This window comes from Streptomyces sp. NPDC045678 (assembly GCF_056432085.1).
The window spans coordinates 206,779-230,295 of the sequence record NZ_JBWKJS010000014.1 but is presented as its reverse complement, the minus strand read 5'-3'; the positions used below and the strand labels follow the sequence as shown (position 1 = coordinate 230,295).

Below are 23,517 nucleotides of genomic sequence, written 5' to 3'. Positions count from 1 at the left end.
CGGATCAGGCACGATCGCCGCCGCCGAGTGCCATCCGCACGAGGCTGTCCACTTCCATCTCCCTGATCGCGTCGGTGTCGTCCGCCGTGGCCTCGGCCTCAGGCGCGGCTTCGGTTTCGGTTTCAGTGAGGCGGAGCACCGCGTCCAGGAGGCCGGCCGCGCGCAGCCGGGCCACCGGGACGGCGGCGAGCCGCCGTTGGAGCTCCCGGTCGCCGTCCGGACCGTCCGGGGCCGCGGGGGCGGTGGGGTCGGTGGCCGGGGCGAGGCGCGCGGTCACGTAGGCGGCCGCGGCCGCCGGGGTCGGGTGGTCGAAGACGAGGGTGGCGGGCAGCCGCAGGCCGGTGGCCGCGTTCAGGCGGTTACGGAGGTCGACGGCGGTCAGGGAGTCGAAGCCGAGGTCCTTGAACGCCTGCTCCGGGTCGATCGCTTCGGCCCCCCCGTGCCCGAGGACGTCGGCGACCCGGGCCCGTACCAGCTCCTCGATCCGCTCCCGGCGCTCCTCGGCACCAAGGGAAGCCAACTGCTCGCGCAGAGACGCTGCTTGAGCGATGCCGGCTCCGTCGGCGGTGGGGCGGGCGCCGCGCACCAGGCCGCGCAGCAGCGGCGGCACGGTGCCGCGCGCGGCACCCGCCCGCAGCCGGGCGGTGTCGAGCCGCACGGGCACGAGCAGGGCGTCGTCGCGGCGCAGTGCCGCGTCGAACAGCGCGAGGCCCTGGGTGTCGGTGAGCGCGGCGACACCGCCGCGGGTCATCCGCCGGGTTCCGGTCCCGTCCAGCGTGCCGGTCATCTCGCTGCGCTGTTCCCACAGGCCCCAGGCGAGCGACTGGGCGGGCAGCCCCGCCGCGCCGCGGCGCTCGGCCAGGGCGTCCAGGTAGGCGTTGGCGGCCGCGTAGTTGGCCTGGCCCGCGTTGCCGATGACGCCCGCGGCGGAGGAGAACAGGACGAACGCCGTCAGCGGCATGCCGCGCGTCGCCTCGTGCAGGGCGAGGGCCGCGTCCACCTTGGGCCGCAGCACGCGGTCGAGACGTTCCGGTGTGAGCGAGGTGATGACGCCGTCGTCGAGGACACCGGCGGCGTGCACGACGCCCGTCAGGGGGTGCTCGGCGGGCACCCTCGCCAGCAACTCCGCGACGGCGTCCGGGTCGGCGACGTCGCAGGCCGCGAACTCCGCCTCGGCGCCGAGGGCCCGGAGGTCGGCGAGGAGCACGCCGGCCCCGGGCGCGGCGGCTCCGCGCCGCCCGGCCAGGAGCAGGTGTCGGACGCCGTGGCGGTCCACGAGGTGCCGGGCCACGAGTCCGCCGAGTACGCCTCCGGCCCCTGTGACGAGGACGGTGCCGTCGGGGTCGAGCGGCGCGGGACGGTGGTCGGTCTCCCCGCCCGGCGCCGGGCCTCGGGTGAGGCGCGCCGCGAGCAGTTTCCCTTCGCGTACGGCCAGTTGGGGCTCGTCGAGGTCCAGGGCGCCCGGCAGCAGGGCGAGCGCGTCCTCGTGGTCCTGGGTGTCGACGAGGACGAGACGGCCCGGGTGTTCGGACTGGGCCGAGCGCACCAGGCCGCGTGCCGCCGCGGCCGCGGGATCGCTCAGGCTGTCGTCCGGACCCGTGCGGACGGCGCCGCGCGTGAGGAACACCAGGCGGGTGTCGGCGAACCGGTCGTCGGCGAACCATGCCTGGAGGGTTTCGAGGGTGGCGCCCACGAGGGCGCGTACGGCGGACGCGTCGCCCCCGTTCTTCCCCCGGACGTCCTCCCCGGCGGCCGCGGCGCACGGCACGAGGACCACGTCGGGCACGGGCGCCCCGCCGTCGACGGCCTCGGCGAGGCCCGCGAGGTCCGGGTAGCCGTCGGGCAGCGGCACGCCGGGGCCGAGTGCGACCCAACGGCCCTGCCGGGTGCGGTCGGCGGCGCCGGTGGACACGGGCGTCCACTCCAGGCGGTACAGGGGGTCGTCCGCCGCCGGGGCGGTGGCGGCGCGCAGGGCGTCGACGTCGACAGGCCGGACGGCGAGCCCTGTCACTGTGATCACCGGTCGGCCGGAGAGGTCGTGCGCGGTGAGGGACACGGCCCCGTCGGTGTCCGGGCTGTCGGCGCCGGGTACGCCGGTGTCCTGGGAGAGGCGGACGCGCAGGGCGGTGGCACCGGAGGCGTGCAGCGTCACGCCGGTCCACGCGAACGGGAGCCGTGCGGTGCCCGGTGCGAGGTCCGCGCCCCCGCTGCCGCCGGGCGCCAGCCACAGCCCTTGGAGCGCCGCGTCGAGCAGCGCGGGGTGGATGCCGAAGGCTGCGGCCGCCGCTTGCTGGTCCTCGTCCAGGCGTACTTCGGTGTAGAGGTCGCCGCCGTGCCGCCAGGCGGCTCGCAGCCCCTGGAAGGCGGGGCCGTAGCCGTATCCGGCCGTGGCGAAGCGCTCGTAGAGGTCGCCGACGTCGACGGGCTCGGCGCCGGCCGGGGGCCGCCCCGCCCTGCCGTCCCGTGGTTCTTCCGCGGCCGTTTCGGCCAGGACCCCCGAGGCGTGCGGCGTCCATGGCGCGTCGGCCTCGGCGTCCGGCCGCGCGTGTACGTCCACGGTGCGGCGGCCGGTGTCGTCCGGGGCGCCGACGCGTACCTGGAGCTGTACGCCGCCGGTGGCGGGCAGCACCAGGGGGGCCTGGAGGGTGAGTTCCTCCAGGACGGGGCATCCGGTCTCGTCCCCGGCGCGGACGGCGAGGTCCACGAACGCGGCGCCGGGCAGCAGCACGACGTCCGATACGGCGTGGTCGGCGAGCCAGGGGTGGGTGCGCGCCGAGATGCGCCCGCTGAGCAGCGTCTCGCCGGTGTCGGCGAGCTCGACGGACGCGGCCAGGAGGGGGTGACCGGTCGTGCCGAGGCCCGCTGCCGTGACGTCACCGCCGGTGTCCGGGCCCGGCACGGCCCAGTACGGCTGGTGCTGGAAGGCGTACGTCGGCAGGTCGACGCGGCGTGCCGCCGTGCCCGCGAACAGCGGTGCCCAGTCGACGGGGGCGCCGTGCGCCCAGGCGGCGCCGAGGGACTGAAGCAGGCGCTCCATGCCGCCCTCGTCGCGCCGCAGCGTACCGAGCACGGCCGCCGCTTCGGCGCCCGCCGACTCCAGGGTCTCCTCCACTGCCGGGGTGAGGACGGGGTGCGGGCTCACCTCGATGTACGTACGGTGGCCCGCCGCGGCGAGCGCGCGGACGGCGGACTCGAAACCCACGGTGCGGCGGAGGTTGGCGTACCAGTAGCGGGCGTCCATCGTCGCCGTGTCGAGCCAGTCGTCCGTCACCGTGGAGTACAGCGGGATGTCCGCCGTGACGGCCTCGATGTCCTTGAGGGCGGTGGTCAGTTCGGCTTCGAGGGCCTCCATGTGGGCGGAGTGGGAGGCGTAGTCGACGTCGACGCGCCGGGCGCGCACCCCGTCGGCCTCGCACGCCGTCACGAGCTCGTCCAGGGCGTCCACGTCACCGGAGACCACCACCGCCGACGGCCCGTTGACCGCCGCCACCGACAGCCGTCCGTCCCAGGCCGCGATCCGCTCGGCGGCCCGGCACGACGGCAGCGCGAGCGACACCATGCCGCCGTGCCCGGCGAGCCGGGCTATCGCGCGGCTGCGCAGGGCGACGACCTTCGCCCCGTCGTCCAGCGTCAGCGCGCCGGCCACCACGGCCGCCGCGATCTCGCCCTGGGAGTGCCCGACGACGGCGTCCGGGACGACGCCGTACGCCTTCCACAGTCGTGCGAGGGACACCATCACGGCGAAGAGGACGGGCTGCACCACGTCGACGCGCTCCAGTCCGCCGCCGTCGCGCACGGCGTCGAGCAGCGACCAGTCGACGTGCGGGGCGAGCGCGGCCGCGCAGGCGCGCATGCCGTCGGCGAACTCGGGTGACTCGTCGAGGAGTTGACGGGCCATGCCGGTCCACTGCGAGCCCTGCCCCGGGAACATCAGGACGGTGCGTGCGTCGGGGTCGGCGACGCCGCTGATGGCGGGGGCGTCGCCTGCTGCCCACTCCTTCAGAGCGGGCAGCAGGCGGTCCCGGTCGCCGACGAGGACGGCGCGGTGCGGGAAGGCGGTGCGCCCCGCGAGGGACAGGGCGACGTCCGCCGCGTCGGCTGGGCCCGTCCGGGTCAGGTGCCGGAGCAGGCGGTCGGCCTGGGCGCGCAGGGCGTCGGCCGAGCGGGCCGACAGGAGCCAGGGCACGACCTGGGCGGGCGGTACGGCCGGGGCGGCCGGGGCGAGTTCGGGCTGCGCTGCGGTGCGCTCGGAGCCCGGTGCGGTCTCCGAGTCTTCGGGGGGCTCGGAGCCTTGTGCGGCCTCCGGGGCTTCGGTGAGTCCGGGGCCTTGTGCGGTCTCCGGGGCTTCGGACAGCTCGGGGCCTTGTGCGGTCTCCTGGGCTTCGGGCAGCTCGGGCGCCTGTTCCAGTACGACGTGGGCGTTGGTGCCGCTGAGGCCGAAGGAGGACACACCCGCACGCCGCGGCCTGCCGGTCTCAGGCCACCGCTCGGCCTCGGTGACGAGCACGACGTCGCCCTCGGTCCAGTCCACGTGGGTGGTGGGGCGGTCGGCGTGGAGCGTCGCCGGGACGGTGGCGTGGCGCAGGGCCAGCGCCGTCTTCATGACGCCCGCGACACCCGAAAGTGCCTGTGTGTGGCCGATGTTGGACTTGAGGGAGCCGATCAGGAGGGGCCGCCCCTCGGGCCGGTCCTGACCGTACGTGGCGAGGAGCGCCTGGGCCTCGATGGGATCGCCCAGGGTCGTACCGGTGCCGTGGGCCTCTACCACGTCGACGTCCGCGCCGGACAGACCCGCGTCGGCGAGGGCGGCGCGGATGACGCGCTGCTGGCTGGGGCCGTTGGGGGCCGACAGGCCGTTGCTGGCACCGTCCTGGTTGACGGCCGAGCCGCGCAGCACGGCGAGGACGGGGTGGCCGTTGCGGTGGGCCTCGCCGAGCCGCTCGACGAGCAGCACGCCGGCTCCCTCGCCCATGCCCATGCCGTCGGCGTCTTCGGAGAACGCCTTGCACCGGCCGTCGGCGGCGAGGCCGCGCTGCCGCGAGAAGCTGATGAGGGCGCCGGGCGTCGCCATCACCGCGACGCCGCCGACCAGGGCCAGCGTGCAGTCACCGGCGCGCAGCGCGCGGGCGGCCAGGTGCAGGGCGACCAGGGACGACGAGCAGGCGGTGTCGACGGTGACCGCCGGGCCCTCCAGGCCGAGCGTGTAGGCGACGCGCCCGGAGACGACGCTGGGGGCGCTGCCGGTCAGCAGATGGCCCTCGCCCTCCGCGGAACGGGCCACCGCGGCGCCGTAGTCGCTGTAGTTGACGCCGGTGAAGACACCCGTACGGCTGCCGCGCAGCGCCTCCGGGTCCAGGCCCGCGCGTTCCAGGGCCTCCCAGGAGACTTCCAGGAGGAGCCGCTGCTGCGGGTCCATGGCGAGGGCCTCGCGGGGCGAGATGCCGAAGAAGGCGGCGTCGAAGTCGGCGGCGTCGTGCAGGAATCCTCCGTGCCGGGTGGTCGAGGTGCCCGGGTTCTCCGGGTCGGGGTCGTAGAGCGCGTCGAGGTCCCAGCCGCGCCCGGCCGGGAATCCGGTGACGGCGTCGCCGCGGTCGTCGAGCAATTGCCAGAGCTCCTCGGGCGAGGTGACGCCGCCGGGCAGGCGGCAGCCCATGGAGACGATGGCGATCGGTTCGTCGGCGGCTTCGGGAAGGGCGTCCGCCATGGCCACCGCCGACGCCGGGGCCCTCTCGTCCGCGCCGAGCAGGCAGGACTTCAGGTGGGTGGCGAGCGCGGTGGCCGACGGGTGGTCGAAGACGAGGGTCGACGGCAGCCGGAGGCCGGTGGCCTTGTTGAGGCGGTTGCGGAGATCGACGGCGGTGAGGGAGGCGAAGCCGAGATCCTGGAACGCCCTCCCCGGCGGTACGGCGTCGGCGCGGTCGTGGCCGAGGACGGCGGCGGCGTGGCCTCGGACTAGGTCCAGCAGCAGCCGGTCCCGCTCGGCGGGCCGCCGCAGCGCGGTGAGCCGCCGCCGCAGCTCGGACGCGGCCGGGGCGTCGGCTACGCCGTGGCCCTCAAGGGCGCGGCGGGCCTCGGGGACGGTGCGCAGGAGCGGGCTGGGGCGGCTGGAGGTGAACACCGGGGCGAACTGCTCCCAGTCCACGTCGGCGACGGTCACGAGCGTCTCGTCGTAGTCGAGGACGTGCTGGAGCGCGGTGAGCGCCCGTTCGGCGTCGATCCGGGGCAGGCCGTGCTCTTCGAGGTTGAAGAGATCGGTGTCCTCGGTGTCCTCGTTGACCGGCGCGCCGCCCTCGGCCGGGGGCGGCCCGGCCCGCCAGATGCCCCAGTCGACGGTGGTCGCGCTCAGGCCGCGGCCGCGTCGGTGCTGGGCGAGGGCGTCGAGGTGGGCGTTGGCCGCGGAGTACGCGCCGTGGTCGCCGCTCCCCCAGACGCCGGCGATCGAGGAGAACAGCACGAACGCGTCGAGTTCGCGGTCCAGCAGCGCGTCGAGGTGAGCCGCGCCGGCCGCCTTGGCGGCGACGACGCTCTCGTACGCCGATACAGGGATGGTGTCGAGTGGGGCGAGCGCGATGTACGCGGCGGCGTGCACGACGGCGGTGACGGGTGTGCCGTCGGCGTCGAGCCCGGCGAGGAGCCCTTCGACCTGGTCGCGGTCGGCCAGGTCGCAGACCGGCATGGCGAGCGTCGTACCGAACTCGTCGAGCTCGGCCCGGAGTTCGTCCGCTCCCGGTACGTCTTCCCCGCGCCGTCCGGGCAGGACCAGGTGCGCGGCGCCGCCGCGGGCCAGCCAGCGGGCCAGGTGCGGGCCGAGCGCTCCGGTGCCACCGGTGAGCAGGACGGTGCCCCGGGGCTTCCAGGAGCGCGCGGGGCGGGCGGGCCGGGGGGCGCGGACGAGACGGCGGACGAGGAGACCGGTGGGGCGCACCGCGAGCTGGTCCTCGCCGTCGGGGCCGCCGAGCGCGGCGCAGAGCCGTTCCCCGGCGCGGGCGTCGACCTCCCCGGGCAGATCCACCAACCCGCCCCAGCGCTGCGGGTGTTCCAGCGCGGCGACCATGCCGGTGCCCCACACCTGCGCCTGCGCGGGCGCGCTGAGCGGATCGGCCGCATCCGTGGACACGGCGCCCTGGGTGACACACCACAGGGGCGCGCCGACACCTAGGTCACCCAGCGCCTGGACGAGCGCGAGGGTCAGAGCCGTCCCGGCGGGCAGGCCCGGATGGCACGGGTGCGGGAAGTCGGCCATCCCGAGCAGCGAGAGAACCCCGACGAGGGGCCGCCCGTCGACGACGTCGGCGAGGACGACGGCGAGACGGGTGCGGTCGGTGGTGTCGCGGGGGGCGGGGGCGGGGTGGTCGGTGGTGTCGCGGGGAGCGGAGACGGGGTGGTCAGGGGCGCGGAGGTCGGTCGACGGGTGGTCGGTGCTGGGGCGGGTGGCAGCCGGGTGGTCGGCGGCGGGGAGGATGCCTGTGGCCGGGTGGTCGGAGGTGGGGACGTCTGGGGCCGCGTGGTCGGCGGCGCCGAGGCCGGTCGCCGGGCGGTCAGAGGCGCGGAAGTCTGGGGCCGCGTGGCCGGTGACTCCCAAGCCCGTCGCCGGGCGGTCAGCGGCGCGGAGATCTGGGGCCGCGTGGTCGGCGGCACCCAAGCCCTTCGCCGGGCGGTCGGAGGCGCGGAAGTCTGGGGCCGCGTGGTCGGCGGCGCCCAGGCCCGTCGCCGGGCGGTCGGAGGCGGGGAAGTCTGGGGCGCCAAGACCGGGCGCCGGGTGGGCGGAGGACGGGTGGGGGGCCTCGGGGCTCCGTACCCCACCTGTCACCGGGACCTCTGTCGTGAGTACCTCGGCTCCGTGTCGCCGCAGGGCCCGTACGACGTCACGTGCCGTTTCGGTCTCCTCGTGTCCCTCGGGGAGCAGAACCAGCCATGTTCCGTCGAGCGCGGGGGCCGGCGGGTCGGGGACGGGGTGCCAGGCGACGTGGTAGCGCCAGGCGTCGGAGAGGTCAGGGGTGGCCCGGTGGCGCCACTGGTTCAGGGCGGGGAGGACCTCGCGCAGGGGTGCCGCGTCCACGTCGAGGGCGGTGGCCGCTTCCGTCACGTCGCCGCGTTCCACCAGGTTCCAGAAGTCCGTGTCGCTGTGGACGGGGGGCGGCGGCGACGTGGGCGTCAGCCAGTGGCGGCGCTGTTGGAACGGGTACGTGGGCAGGTCGACGCGGCGCGCGTCCCGGCCCTCGTACACCTTCCGCCAGTCCACCGGCACACCGCGCGCCCACAGTTCGGCAGCGGAGGTGAGGGCGCGGCGCAGACCGCCCTCGTCACGGCGCAGGGTGCCGGTGACGACCGCGTCGGGGACGCCCGCGGACTCGGCGGTGTCCTGGACCGGCACCGTGAGGACGGGGTGCGGGGACACTTCGAGGAAGACGCCGTGGCCCTGCTCGGCGAGTGCGCGGACAGCGGTGTCGAAGCGCACGGTACGGCGCAGGTTGCGGTACCAGTACGCGGCGTCCATGACCGTGGTGTCCAGCCACTCCCCCGTGACGGTGGAGAGGAGCGGGACGCGGGAGGCGGCCGGGGCGATGCCCGAGAGGGCCGTCAGGATGTCGTGCTCGATGCTCTCGACGTGCGCGGAGTGGGAGGCGTAGTCGACGGGGACCGTGCGGGCGCGCACGCCGTTCGCGGCGCAGGCCGCGGTCAGTTCGGCGAGGGCCGCCGCGTCGCCGGACACCACCACCGACGCGGGGCCGTTGACGGCGGCGACCGACAGCCGCGACGCCCAGGGGGCGATCACTTCCTCGGCCCGCTCACGGGGCACCGCGAGCGAGACCATGCCGCCGTCGCCCGCGAGCGCGGCGATGGCCCGGCTGCGCAGGGCGACAACCTTCGCCCCGTCCTCCAGCGACAGCGCCCCGGCGACGACCGCCGCGGCGATCTCCCCCTGCGAGTGCCCCACCACGGCGTCCGGCTCGACACCCCAGGAACGCCACAGGGCGGCGAGCGACACCATCGTCGCGAACAGCGCGGGCTGCACCACGTCGACCCGGTCCAACGCCGCCGCGCCGGGGCCGCCGCGTACGGCATCGCGCAGCGACCAGTCGACGAAGGGGGCCAGCGCGTCCTCGCAGGCGGCCATGGAGCGGGCGAACTCCGGTGCGGTCCCGAGGAGTTCGCGGCCCATGCCGGGCCACTGCGCGCCCTGCCCCGGGAAGACCATGGCGATCCGGCCGGGTCCGGGCTCCGCGAGGCCGGTGACGGCGGCCGTGGCGTTCTCGGGGTCGCGGGCCGTCTCGTCCAGCGCCGCGAGGAGTTCGGCGCGGTCGGCGGCCGTCACGGCGGCGCGGTGCGCGAACGCGGTCCGCGTGGTGGCGAGCGAGTAGCCGATGTCGGCGGGGCGCGCCTGCGGGTCCGCGGCGAGGCGCGCCCTGAGGCGTACGGCCTGGTCGCGCAGGGCGCCCGCGGTGCGCGCGGAGAGCACGCAGGGCACGACGTCCGGGACGGTGCCGCCGGTGCTCTCGGTGCCTGAGGTGCTCTCGCTGTCCGGGGTGCTCTCGGCGCCCGGGGTGGCCTCGGTGCCCGCGGAACGCAGCGGCGGCTCGGCCTCCGGGGCCTCTTCCAGGATGACGTGGGCGTTGGTGCCGCTCATGCCGAAGGAGGAGACGCCCGCCCGGCGCGGCCCGCCGGTCTCGGGCCACTCCCTGGCCTCGGTCAGGAGCGCGACACCGCCTTCGCTCCAGTCCACGTGCGGTGTCGGCTCGGTGATGTGCAGGGTCGGCGGCAGCATCCCATGGCGCAGCGCGAGGACCGTCTTGATGACGCCCGCGACTCCGGCGGCGGCCTGGGTGTGGCCGATGTTGGACTTCATCGAGCCGAGCCACAGCGGCTGTCCGGCGCGGCGTTCCCTGCCGTACGTGGCGAGCAGCGCGTCGGCCTCGATGGGGTCGCCGAGGGTGGTGCCCGTGCCGTGGGCCTCGACGGCGTCGACATCGGCGGCGGACAGGCCCGCGTCGGCGAGCGCGTCGCGGATGACGCGCTGCTGGCTGGGCCCGTTCGGCGCGGTGAGACCGTTGCTCGCGCCGTCCTGGTTGACGGCGGAGCCGCGCAGCACGGCGAGGACGGGGTGCCCATTGCGGCGGGCGTCCGAGAGGCGTTCCAGGAGGAGCACGCCGACGCCCTCGCCCCAGCCGGTGCCGTCGGCGGTGGCCGAGAACGGCTTGCAGCGGCCGTCGGCGGCCATGGCTCCCTGCCGGCTGAACTCGGTGAAAACCGATGGCCGCGACATCACGGTGACGCCGCCCGCCAGGGCGAGCGAGCACTCCTCGGCGCGCAGCGCCCGCGCCGCCTGGTGCAGGGCGACGAGCGACGCCGAGCAGGCCGTGTCGACGGTGACGGCAGGCCCCTCCAGGCCGAGTGCGTAGGCGATGCGACCGGACATGACGCTCATCGAGTTGCCGGTCATCAGGAAGCCCTGGACGGTCTCGGGGGCGCCGGCGCCGAGCTGCGCGTAACCCTGGTCGATGGCGGCGGCGAACACGCCGGTGCGGGTGGCGCGCAGCGACGCCGGGTCGATGCCGGCGCGTTCGACGGCTTCCCACGCGGCCTGGAGCAGCAGCCGCTGCTGCGGGTCCATCGCGACGGCCTCGTGCGGCGACACGGCGAAGAACTCGGCGTCGAAGTCGGCGGCGCCGTCGATGAAGGCGCCCCGGCAGGGCACGCCGCCCGCGGTGAGGCGTGCGGTGTCCCAGCCGCGGTCGCCGGGCACGCCGGTGACGGTGTCACGGCCGGCGGCCAGGAGGTCCCACAGCTCTTCGGGGGTGCGGACACCGCCGGGGAAGCGGCAGCTCATCGAGACCACGGCGATCGGCTCGCGGTTCCTGCCCTCGGCCTCGCGCAGCCGTCGGCGGGTGTCGCGCAGGTCGACGGTGACGCGGTTGAGGTAGTCACGGAGCTTCTGCTCCGTGGGCTGCGACTTCGGTTCGGTGGACTGGGACTTCTGCTCGGTGGGCTGCGACTTCTGCTCGGTGGACTGAGCCTTTTGCTCGTCCCATGCGTGCTGCGGCTTCTGTACGGGACTCACGAGATGCCCAGCTCCTTGTCGATCAGGTCGAAGATCTCTTCGTTGGTGGCGGACTCGACGGCTTCGGCGGAGTCCGCGCCGCCGTCGGTCCCCGTGGCCTCCGCCGCCGGTTCGAGGCGGGCGAGGGCGCCGCGCAGCCGCCGGGCGAGGTCCGCGCGCCGCTGTGCCCCGTCGGTGCCCGCGCCGGCCAGTTCGGTCGCGAGCGCGTCGAGCCGGTCGAGTTCGGCGGCGCCCGGTGGCGCGGCCGGCGCGGCACCGGCGAGGAGCCGGGTGGCGAGGTGCCGGGCGAGCGCTTCGGGGGTGGGGTGGTCGAAGACGAGCGCGGCCGGCAGCCGGGTCCCGGTCACCGCCGTGAGCCGGTTGCGGAGTTCGACGCCGGTGAGAGAGTCGAAGCCGAGCTCCTTGAACGGCCGTTCCGCGCCGATCAGGTCGGTCGAGGCGTGGCCGAGCACGGCGGCCGCGTTGCCGCGCACCAGGTCGAGCAGGGCCCGGTGCGCCTCGGCGGGCGGCAGCTCCGCCAGCTGTTCGGCGAGCGAAGGCCCGGCGGGCGCGGCGGGCGCGGCGGAGACCGCGGGCACGGCGCCCTTGCGCGGTGCGCCGCGCACGAGACCGCTGAGCAGCGGCGGCAGCGGGCTTCCGGTGGCGGCCGCGGCGCGCAACGTCGCCGTGTCGACATCGGCGGCCAGTACGTGCGGCTGCGCCGCGGTCAGTGCCGCGTCGAAGAGGGCGAGGGCCGCTTCGGTGGACAGGGCGCCGATGCCGCCCCGCGCCATTTTCCGCACGTCGGTGTCGGTGAGGTGCGCGGTCAGGTTGCTGCGCTCCTCCCACATGCCCCATGCGACGGAGACGGCGGGCAGCCCTTCGGCACGGCGGCGTGCGGCCAGTGCGTCGAGTGAGGCGTTGGCGGCGGCGTAGTTGGCCTGTCCGGCGCTGCCGAGCAGGGCCGCGCCGGAGGAGAACAGGACGAAGGCAGCCAGGTCGTGTTCCCGGGTCAGCTCGTGCAGGGCGAGTGCGGCGTCCGCCTTGGGCCGCAGGACGCTTTCGAGCTGCTCGGGCGTGAGCGCGGTGACGGTGGCGTCGTCGAGGACTCCAGCGGCGTGCACGACACCGGTGAGCGGGTGCGCGTCCGGTACGTGCGCGAGGAGTTCGGCGAGCGCGGCGCGGTCGGTCACGTCGCAGGCCTCGACGCTCACCTCGGCGCCCGCCTCGGCGAGTTCGCGTACGAGCCGTTCGGCACCCGGGGCCGCCGTGCCGAGGCGTCCCGTCAGGAGCAGCCTGCGTACGCCGTGGGCGGTGACGAGGTGGCGGGCGACGAGCCCGCCGAGGGTGCCGGTGCCGCCGGTGACCAGGACGGTGCCCTGTGGGTCGAGGGGTGCGGGCAGGGTGAGGACGTTCTTGCCGATGTGCCGGGACTGGCTCAGGTGGCGGAACGCCTGTGGGGCCTGGCGCAGGTCCCAGCAGGTGAGGGGCAGCGGCTTCAGGACGCCCCGCTCGAACAGGGACAGGACTTCGGCGAGCATCGCGCCGACCCGTTCGGCCCCGGCCTCCATCAGGTCGAAGGCCCGGTAGTGGACGCCGGGGTGCTCGCGTGCCACCTCGGCGGCGTCACGTACGTCGGTCTTGCCCATTTCCACGAAGCGGCCGCCGCGCGGCAGCAGCGTCAGAGACGCGTCGACGAACTCCCGTGCCAGGCAGTCGAGTACGACGTCCACGCCCTGGCCGCCGCTGGTTTCGAGGAAGCGGTCGGCGAAGTCGAGGGTGCGGGTGGAGGCGATGTGGTCGTCGGTGAGGCCGGAAGACCGCAGCACGTGCTGCTTGGCCTGGCTCGCCGTCCCGTACACCTCGGCTCCGGCATGCCGGGCGAGCTGGACGGCGGCCATGCCGACGCCGCCTGCCGCCGCGTGCACCAGGACCGACTGGCCGCGCCGCAGCCCTCCGAGGTCGAACAGGCCGTAGTACGCGGTGAGGTAGACGATCGGCACCGACGCGGCCTGCGCGAAGGTCCAGCCGGCCGGTATCCGGGCGAGGGTGCGGCGGTCGGCGACGGCGGTCGGCCCGAAGGCACCGCCGAAGACTCCCATCACCCTGTCCCCCGGCGCCAGGTCGCCGACGCCCGCGCCCACCTCCAGGACGACTCCGGCGCCTTCGCTGCCGAGCCCCGCCTGGTCCGGGTCGAGTCCGAGGGAGACCACCACGTCGTGGAAGTTGAGGCCCGCGGCCCGTACGGCGACGCGCACCTGGCCGACGCCGAGCGGGGCGAGCGCGTCGGGCGCGGGGGCGATCGTGAGGCCGTCGACCGTGCCGTCCCCGGACAGGGCGATCCGCCAGGCGTCCGCACTGTCGGCGGGCGGCACCAGGGTGTCCCGGCCGGGCCCCGCGGTCAGGCGCGGCACGAGGACCTCCCCTGCGCGCACGGCGACGTGGGGTTCGCCCGAGGCGAGCGCGGCGGGCAGGGCGGCACGGGATTCCGGCCGGCCGTCGAGGTCCACGAGCAGGAACCGGCCGGGGTGTTCGGTCTGCGCTGTCCGCAGCAGCCCCCACACGCCGGACCGCGTCCAGTCGGCCGCCCGGTCGCCGGGTCCGGTGCTCACCGCGCCCTGGGTGACGACGGCGAGGACGGAGTCGTCGAACCGCTCGTCGGACAGCCACTCCTGTACGAGGGCGAGGCACTCGGCGGTGGCGGTGTGGAGCCCCGAGGCCTCGTCCGTACCGACGCCCGGGCCACCGTCCGTACCGCCTTCCGTACTGCCGGGCGGGCCTGCGTGTGCGGCGTCCTGCTGCGGGCAGTCGGCGACGACCACGGCAGGTACAGGACGGTCCGGCTCGGCACGCAGGACAGCTATGTCGGCCCAGCTCGGCGCCTCCACCGAGGCCTTGGCGTCCGGTGCGGACACCCAGTCCACCCGGTGCAGCCCGTCCCGGCCGTGCCCGGCACGCCGTGGCCCGGCCGCCGACGCGGGGCGAAGAGCGAGCGAACCGGCCGACAGGACCTCCTGTCCCGCGAGGTCGTACACGGTCAGGGCGACGGCTTCCGGCCCCTCGCCGGTGAGCCGGACCCGTACGGCGGTGGCTCCCGTGGCGTGCGCGGTCACGTCGTTCCAGCTGAACGGCAGGCGCGCGGTGTCGTCGCGGCCCGGCAGCAGCGCGGCGGTCTGCAGGGCGGCGTCCAGAAGTGCCGGGTGCAGGCGGTAACCGGGGGCGTCGGCGTGCTGCCGCTCGTCCAGGACGAGTTCGGCGCAGACCTCGCCGTCCCGGACCCAGGCGGCGCGGATGCCCTGGAACGTCGGCCCGTACGTGTATCCGGCGGCCGCGAACCGTTCGTAGAGGCCGCCGATGGCCACGGCCTCGCCGCCGGGCGGCGGCCAGGCGACGAGGGCGGGCCCCGCGGGCCGGGCCGAGGGGGCGACGGCTCCGGTCGCGTGGGCCGTCCACGAGTGCCCGGAGGACCCCGAGGCCCCCGAGGACACGGCCTCGGAGTCCGGGTCGGACTCGCGCTCGGCCCGCGAGAAGAGGCCGAGCGTGCGCCGCCCGTCCTCGTCGGGTGCCCCGAGCCGCACCTGTATGCGGACGGCACCCTCATTGGGCAGCAGGAGCGGCGCGGACAGGGTGAGTTCGTCCACGGTGGCGCAGTCGGCTTCGGCGGCGGCGCGCAGTGCGAGTTCCAGGAAGGCGGTGCCGGGCAGCAGGACGGTTCCGTCGACCGCGTGCTCGGTCAGCCACGGGTGGGTGCGCCGCGAGAGGCGGCCGGTGCACAGGAGTTCACCTGTGTCGGCGATCTCCACGGCGGCGCCCAGGAGCGGATGCCCTGTCGTCCCGAGCCCCGCGGAGGCGACGTCCCAGCTGGTGGTCGGGACGTCCAGCCAGAGACGGCGCTCCTGGAAGGGGTAGGTGGGCAGGTCGGTGCGGGTGGCTCCGGTGCCCTCGAAGACGGGCGACCAGTCGACCGTGATGCCGTGCGCGTGGGCCTGCCCCAGAGCGAGCAGCATCCGCCGGAGCCCGCCTTCGTCCCGGCGGAGCGTGCCCAGGACCACACCGCCGCTCGCCTCGGCCGCCTCCAGGGTCTCCTCGACCGCCATGGCCAGCACCGGATGCGGACTCACCTCGACGAAGGCGCCGAAGCCGTCACCGGCCAGGTCCCGTACGGCCGCCTCGAAGCCGACCGTGCGACGCAGATTCGCGTACCAGTACCCGCCATCCATCACCGAGGTGTCCAGCCAGTCGCCGGTCACCGTGGAGAACAGCGGGACGTCTCCGGCAACCGGCTCGACCCCTTCAAGGGCCTCCCTCAACTCCTTCTCGATCTCCTCCACATGGACCGAGTGCGAGGCGTAGTCCACGTCGATGCGTCGGGCCCGCACCCCCTCGGCCTCACAGCCGTCCAGCAGCTCTTCGAGGGCGTCGGAGTCACCCGACACCACCACTGCCGCGGGCCCGTTGACGGCGGCCATCGACAGGCGTCCGTCCCAGGCGGTCAGTCGCTCCTCCACCGAGGCGGACGTCAGCGCCAGCGACACCATTCCGCCGCGCCCGGCGAGGCGCACGATGGCCCGGCTGCGCAGGGCGACGACCTTCGCCCCGTCCGCCAGGGACAGCCCACCGGCCACGGTCGCCGCCGCGATCTCCCCCTGCGAATGCCCGACGACGGCATCGGGCACCACCCCGTAGACACGCCACAACCGCGCCAACGACACCATCACCGCGAACAGCACCGGCTGCACCACATCCACCCGCTCGAACCCCTCGCCCGAGCGCACCACATCCAACAGCGACCACTCCACGTAAGGAGCCAGCGCCGCCCCACACTCCCCCATGAACCCGGCGAACTCCACCGACTCATCCAGGAGTTCACGCGCCATGCCCACCCACTGCGCACCCTGCCCCGGGAACACGAACACCGTCCCGCCGGACACCGTCGCCTTCCCCGTCACGACATGCGGCGAGGGCTCGCCGGACGCCAAAGCGCCCACCCCTTGCAGCAGTTGCGCGCGATCACCGGCCACTACGGCCCGGTACTCGTGGAGCGCGCGGGTCACCGCCAGCGACAGGCCCACGTCACCGATCCGGACGACGTCCTCACCGCACGCCTCCAGCAGGCGCGCCGCCTGCTCCCGCAACGCCTCCGGCGACTTCGCCGAGAACACCCACGGCACCGGCGCACGCGCCTCGAAAGCCGGCGCGGCGGCGTCCTCCGGCACCTGCTCCAGAATCACGTGAGCGTTCGTCCCGCTCACGCCGAACGACGACACCCCGGCCCGGCGCGGACCGTCGGCGGCGCCCCATGGGCGCGCCTCGGCGAGCAGCCGCACCTCCCCCGCCGTCCAGTCGACCTGAGGGGTCGGTTCGTCGACGTGGAGGGTCTGCGGCAGCGTCCCGTGCCGCATGGCGAGGACCATCTTCATCACTCCGGCGACACCGGCCGCAGCGGAGGTGTGGCCGATGTTGGACTTCAGCGAACCCAGCCACAACGGCCGCCCCTCCACCCGCTCCTGGCCGTACGTCGCCAGCAGCGCCTGCGCCTCGATCGGATCCCCCAACGTGGTCCCCGTACCATGCGCCTCCACCGCGTCGACATCCATCGCCGACAACCCCGCATCAGCCAACGCCGCACGAATCACCCGCTGCTGCGAAGGACCGTTCGGCGCCGTCAGACCATTGCTCGCACCGTCCTGATTGACCGCGCTCCCCCGCACCACCGCCAGCACCGGACGACCGTTGCGGCGGGCGTCCGACAACCGCTCCAGGAGCAGGATTCCGGCTCCTTCGCCGAAGCCGGTGCCGTCCGCGCCCGCGGCGAAGGACTTGCAGCGGCCGTCGGCCGCCAGACCGCCCTGGCGGCTGAACTCCACGAAGAGTTCGGGGCTGGACATCACGGTGACCCCGCCCGCGAGGGCGAGCGCGCACTCGCCGCGGCGCAGCGACTGCACCGCTGTGTGCAGGGCCACCAGCGAGGAGGAGCACGCCGTGTCGATGGTGAGGGCGGGGCCTTCGAGGCCGAAGGCGTAGGCGATGCGGCCGGACACGACGCTGCCGGAGTTGCCGGTGCCCAGGAAGCCCTCGACGTCCTCGGGGATGTGCGGGAGGAGCCGTACCGCGTAGTCCTGCTGCATCAGGCCGATGAAGACGCCCGCGGGGGTGCCGCGCAGCGCGGCGGGGTCGATGCCGGCCCGTTCGAATGCCTCCCAGGTGAGCGTGAGCAGCAGGCGCTGCTGCGGGTCCATGGCGATCGCCTCGCGGGGCGAGATGCCGAAGAAGTCTGCGTCGAAGTCGCCTGCGCCGGTGAGGAATCCGCCTTCGCGCACGTACGAGGTGCCGGTGTGCGCCGGGTCCGGGTCGTAGAGCGTGTCGAGGTCCCAGCCGCGGTCGGTGGGGAACGCGGAGATGCCGTCGCCCCCGGAGGCCACGAGGCGCCACAGGTCGTCCGGGGTGCGGACGTCTCCGGGGAAGCGGCAGCCCATCGCGACGATGGCGATGGGTTCATCGGCGACGGAGACGGTGGACGTGGTCGAAGGCGCGGACGCGGATGCGGTGGGTTCCGCGTCCGTACCGGTCAGTTCGTCCCGCAGGTGGGCCGCGAGTGCCTCCGGCGACGGGTGGTCGAAGACCAGCGTGGCGGGGAGCCGCAGTCCGGTGGCGGCGTTCAGGCGGTTGCGCAGCTCGACGGAGGCGAGTGAGTCGAAGCCGAGGTCACGGAAGGCCCGCGCCGGAACGACCGCACTGTCGGAGGTGTGGCCGAGCACGGCGGCGGCCTGTGCGCACACCAACTGGACGAGTGTGCGCAGGCGTTCGGCCTCGGACAGTACGGCGAGACGCTCGGACAGTGCGGTGCCGGTGCCGGTGACCCCGGAGGGCGGGGCGATGGCTGCGGCGGCCCTGCGCACGGGCACGGGTACGCGGACGAACGATCGCAGCAGCGGCGGCACCGGCTCTCCCTCGGCCGCCCTGGCCCGCAGCGCGCGCGGGTCGAGCCGGAGCGGCACGAGCGCCGGTGCGTCGACGGTGAGGGCCGCGTCGAGGAGCGCGAGACCCTCGTCGGTGGTGAGCGGCGGCATGCCCGAGCGGGCCAGGCGGCGCAGGTCGGCGTCGTCGAGGTGGCCGGTCAGGGCGGAGCGCTGCTCCCACAGGGTCCAGGCGAGGGACTGCGCGGGGAGGCCGAGGGCGTGGCGGTGCCGGGCTAGGGCGTCCACGTAGGCGTTGGCGGCGGCGTAGTTGCCCTGCCCGGGGCCGCCGAAGGTGCCCGCGGCGGAGGAGAAGAGGACGAAGGCCCGCAGGTCCATGTCCCGGGTGAGTTCGTGCAGGTGGAGCGCGGCGTCGGCCTTGGGGCGCAGCACCGTGTCGACGCGGTCGGGCGTGAGGGAGGTGATGACGCCGTCGTCGAGGGTGCCGGCGGCGTGCACGACGGCCGTCAGGGGGTGGTCGGCCGGTATGCCGTCGAGCAGGGCGGCGAGCGCGTCCCGGTCGGCGACGTCGCAGGCGGCGACGGTGACGTGGGCGCCGAGCCCGGTGAGTTCCGCGGTGAGTTCCGTGACGCCCGGCGCGTCGGGTCCTGAACGCCCGGCGAGGAGGAGGTGGCGGACGCCGTGCCGGGCGACGAGGTGACGGGCCACGCGGGAGCCGAGCAGCCCGGTGCCGCCGGTGACGAGGACGGTGCCGTCGGGGTCGAGGGCGACCGGTACCGGGTCGGTGGCGGGGACCTTGGCGAGACGGGGCGCGAAGACGGTGCCACCGCGTACGGCGAGTTGCTGTTCGCCGGAGGCGAGCGCGGAAGTGAGGGCGAGAGGGAAGGTGGGAGTGAAGGCGGAGGTGAGCGGCGAGGTGGCAGCCTCCGAAGCCGCCTCCACCTCGGGCTCAGACTCAGGCTCCAGCGCCACCGCAGCCTCCAGCGCCACCTCAGCCTCCGCCTCCGCCCCGCCGTCCAGGTCCACGAGGACGAAGCGGCCGGGATGTTCGGACTGCGCGGAACGCACCAGCCCCCACACGGCGGCGCGGGCCGGGTCGACGGGCGCTTCCCCGACGGTGCTCCCATCGGCAACGGCGTCCCCGACGGCAGCGGTGCCCACGACGGCAACGACGTCCCCGGCCGCGAGGGCGTCCCGGGTGAGGACCGCGCCCCGCGTGACGAAGGCGAGTCGCGTGTCGCCGAGACGCTCGTCGGCGAGCCACGCCTGGAGGGTTTCCAGTGCCCGGTGAACGGCGGCGTGCGCCTCCTCCACGCCGTCCGTATCGCCGTCGCTGGAGGGCAGTTGAGGCACCAGCACCAGCGCGGGAGGTGCCGTGCCCGCGTCGAGGGCGGCGACGAACGCGGCGGTGTCGGCATGGACTGTCGCCCCCGGCAGGCCGAGGCCGTCGGGCCCGATGACCGTCCAGTCGGCGTCGACAGGAGCGGGCGGGCAGGTTACGGGGGCCCACTCGACCTGGAACAGCGAGTCGTGGTGGGTGCGGGCGGCGCCGGTACCCGGTGCGGCCGGGCGCAGGATCAGGGACTCCACGGAGGCGACGGGGCCTCCGGTGGCGTCGGCGACGTCGAGGGCGAGGGTGTCCGGTGCGGTCCGGGTCAGGCGGACGCGCAGCGCGGTGGCGCCCGACGCGTGAAGAGTCGCCCCCGACCAGACGAACGGCATGCGGCCGCCGTCGCCGCCGTCCACGCTGCCCCGGGCAAAGCCCTCCCCGCCGCTCTGGGCGAAGCCCTCCGCGCCGCTCCGCACGGCGGCCTGCGCGAAGCCCTCCCCACTGCCCTGGGCGAAGCCCTCCGCGCCGCTCTGCACGGCGGCCTGCGCGAAGCCCTGCCCGCCGCCTTGGGCGAAGCTCTCCGCGCCGCTCTGCACGGCGGCCTGCGGGAAGCCCTCCCCACTACCCTGCGCGAAGCCCTCCGCGCCGCCCTGTACGGCGGCCTGCGCGAAGCCCTCCCCGTCGCTCTGGGCGAAGCCCTCCGCGCCGCCCTGCACGGCGGCCTGCACGGCGGCCTGCACGGAGCCGCCCTCCGCGGCGCCACGCGCGTCCTCGGCGACGAGCCCAGTGGCATGCAGAGCCGCGTCGAGCAGCGCCGGGTGCAGAGCGAACCGCTGCGCGTCCTCGTGGAGTTCGAGCGGCAGCGCCGCTTCGGCGTACAGGTCGTCGCCGAGCCGCCACGCCGCCGTGAGCCCCTGGAAGGCGGGCCCGTAGGCGAAGCCGCCCTCGGCGTAGCGCTCGTACATGCCGTCGAGGCCGATGGGCTCGGCGCCGGGCGGCGGCCAGGCGCTCAGGTCCGCGGGGGACGCGGCGGCGGCCGGGGTGAGGACTCCCGTGGCGTGGCGGGTCCACTCCTCGTCCGTGTCCGGGTCGTCGGGCCGCGCGTGCAGGGCCAGGGTGCGGGTGCCGTCGGCGGCCGGCGCGCCGACGGACAGGCGCAGCACGACGGCTCCGTCCGGCGGCAGCGTCAGGGGGGCTTCGAGGGTGAGGTCGTCGACGCGGGGGCAGCCGGTGCGGTCGCCCGCGAGGACGGCGAGTTCGAGGAAGGCGGTGCCGGGCAGCAGGGCGTTCCCCTGGACGGCGTGGTCGGCGAGCCAGGGGTGGGTGCGCAGCGAGAGCCTGCCGGTGAACAGCATGCTCTCGCTGTCGGCGAGTGCGACGACAGCGCCGAGGAGCGGGTGCCCGGAGGGGTCGAGGCCGAGCGAGGCGGCGTCGGTCGCGGGGGCGCCGGTGTCCTCCAGCCAGTACCGCTCCCGCTGGAAGGCGTACGTGGGCAGGTCGACGCGGCGCGTGCTGTGCGCTGCGAGAGCGGTGTCCCAGTCGACGTGGACGCCGCGCACGTGCAGCTCGGCGAGTGCGGTGAGCACCCGGCGCGGGCCGCCGTCGTCGCGGCGCAGCGTGCCGAGGGCGAGGGCGTCGGTGCCGGTGGCGGCAGCGGTGTCCTGGAGGCTCGCGGTGAGCACGGGGTGCGGGCTGACCTCGACGAGTACGCGGTGGCCGTCGGCCAGCAGGGCGCGCGTGGCCTGCTCGAACTCCACGGTGTGGCGGAGGTTGTCGTACCAGTAGGAGGCGTCGAGGCGCTCGGTGGCCAGGAGGCCGCCGGTGACGGTCGAGTAGAAGGGGACGGCGGCCGGGCGGGGTGTGATGTCCGCCAAGGCCTCGGACAGCTCGTCGCGGATCGCTTCGACGTGCGGGCCGTGCGAGGCGTAGTCGACGGGGACGGCGCGGGCCCGTACACCCTCGGCTTCGAGGGCGGCGAGGAGTTCGGCGAGCGCTTCGGGGTCGCCGGAGACGACGGCCGACTCGGGGCCGTTCACGGCGGCGAGCGCGATGCGCCCGTCCCAGGGCGCGACACGTTCCCGTACGCGGTCGGCGGGGAGCGACACCGACGCCATGCCGCCGTGCCCGGCGAGAGCCCGCAGCGCTTTGGCGCGCAGGGCGACGACCTTCGCGGCGTCGTCGAGGGTGAGGGCCCCGGCGACGCAGGCGGCGGCCATCTCCCCCTGGCTGTGACCGACCACGGCGGCGGGCTCGACACCGTGGGCGCGCCACACCTCCGCGAGAGAGACCATCACCGCGAACAGGGCGGGCTGCACGACGTCCACGCGGTCGAACCCCGGGGCGCCGGGAGCCCCGCGGACCACGTCGAGGAGGGAGAAGTCGGTGTACGGGGCGAGGGCGTCGGCGCACTGGGCGAGGCGGGCGGCGAACACCGGTGAGGACGCGAGGAGTTCACGGGCCATGCCGGGCCATTGGGAGCCCTGGCCGGGGAAGACGAAGGCGACGGCCTCCCCGGTGCGGGCCGTGCCGCGCACGATGCCAGGCGGCAGCGGGTCGGCGTCACGGGCGAGTGCGTCGAGGCCGTCGAGCAGCGTCTGCCGGTCCTCGGTGATGAGGGCGGCCCGGTGTTCGTGCGCGGCCCGGCCCGTAGCCAAGCTGTGCGCGACGTCCGCGGGATGCAGGTCGGGCGCGCGCTCCACGTGGGCGTGCAGCGCGGCTGCTTGGGCCCGCAGGGCGTCGGCGCTGCGCCCCGAGACGACGCAGGGCACGGGTCCGGCGGGTTCCTCGGCGGGTGGCGGTACGTCGGCAGGCTGCGGCACGTCGGCGGGCTGCGGCACGTCGGCGGGTTCGGCCTCTTCCAGGACGACGTGGCCGTTGGTGCCGCTGACGCCGAAGGAGGACACGGCGGCGCGGCGCGGGCGCCCGGTCCCGGGCCATTCGGTGGGGTCCGTGACGAGCTTCAGCGCGCCCGTGGACCAGTCGACCTGCGGGGTGAGGTCCGTGCCGTGCAGGGAGGGCGGCACCACGCCGTGCCGCATGGCGAGGACCATCTTGATGACGCCGCCGACACCGGCGGCGGCCTGGGTGTGGCCGATGTTGGACTTCAACGAGCCGAGCAGCAGCGGCTGTTCGTCGGTGTGCTCCCGGCCGTACGTGGCGAGGAGCGCCTGCGCCTCGATGGGGTCGCCGAGCGGGGTGCCCGTGCCGTGGGCCTCGACGACGTCGACGTCCGCCGCCGTGAGCCGTGCGTTGGCGAGTGCCTGGCGTATGACGCGCTGCTGGGAGGGCCCGTTGGGAGCGGTGAGGCGGCTGCTGGCGCCGTCCTGGTTGACGGCGGAGCCACGGACGAGCGCGAGCACCGGGTGGCCGTTGCGGCGGGCGTCCGACAGGCGTTCCAGGAGGAGCATGCCGACGCCCTCGCCCCAGCCGGTGCCGTCGGCGGAGGCCGCGAACGACTTGCAGCGCCCGTCGCCCGCGAGACCGTTCTGCCGGCTCATCTCCACGAACGGCACCGGCGTGGACATCACCATGGCGCCGCCCGCGAGCGCGAGCGTGCAGTCGCCGTGCCGCAGCGCCTGGCAGGCCAGGTGGAGGGCGACGAGCGACGACGAGCAGGCGGTGTCGACGGAGACGGCCGGGCCTTCGAGGCCGAAGGTGTAGGCGATGCGGCCGGACGCGACGCTGTCGGAGCTGCCGTTTCCGAGGTAGCCCTGGACGTCGTCGGGCACTTGGCGCAGCCGGACCGCGTAGTCCTGGTACATCACTCCGGCGAAGACGCCGGTGCGGCTGCCGCGCAGGGTGTGCGGGTCGATCCCGGCGCGTTCGAAGGTCTCCCAGGTGGTCTCCAGGAAGAGCCGCTGCTGCGGGTCCATGGCGAGGGCCTCGCGCGGGGAGATCCCGAAGAAGCCGGGGTCGAAGCCGGCGACGTCGTCGAGGAAGCCTCCCTCGGCGCTGTAGGTGGTGCCGGGGCGCTCCCCCGCCGGATCGTGCAGCGCGGCGAGGTCCCAGCCGCGGTCGGCGGGGAAGGGCGTGATCGCGTCGGTGCCCGTCGACACGAGGTCCCACAGGTCCTCGGGGGTACGGACGCCGCCGGGATAGCGGCAGCCCATGGCGACGACGGCGATGGGTTCCCGGTCCTTGGCCTCGGCCTCGCCGAGGCGCTGCTTGGTCCGGTGCAGGTCGGCGGCCACCCGCTTGAGATAGTCGCGCAGCTTGTCGTCATTCACCGTGCA

The 23,517-nt window shown here is 75.2% G+C and carries 2 protein-coding genes; both read right to left on the bottom strand.

Annotated elements, in window-relative coordinates; all coding sequences use genetic code 11:
- Positions 1–4: 4 nt before the first annotated feature.
- Entirely contained in the window at positions 5–11,059 is an 11,055-nt protein-coding gene (locus AC07DO_RS37735) for an SDR family NAD(P)-dependent oxidoreductase (protein WP_479066644.1), read from the bottom strand.
- A complete protein-coding gene (locus AC07DO_RS37730; protein ID WP_479066642.1) occupies positions 11,056–23,511 on the bottom strand; it encodes an SDR family NAD(P)-dependent oxidoreductase in 12,456 nt (4,151 codons plus the stop codon). The genes AC07DO_RS37735 and AC07DO_RS37730 overlap by 4 nt, the downstream gene beginning before the upstream one ends.
- Between the last annotated feature and the right edge of the window lie 6 nt (positions 23,512–23,517).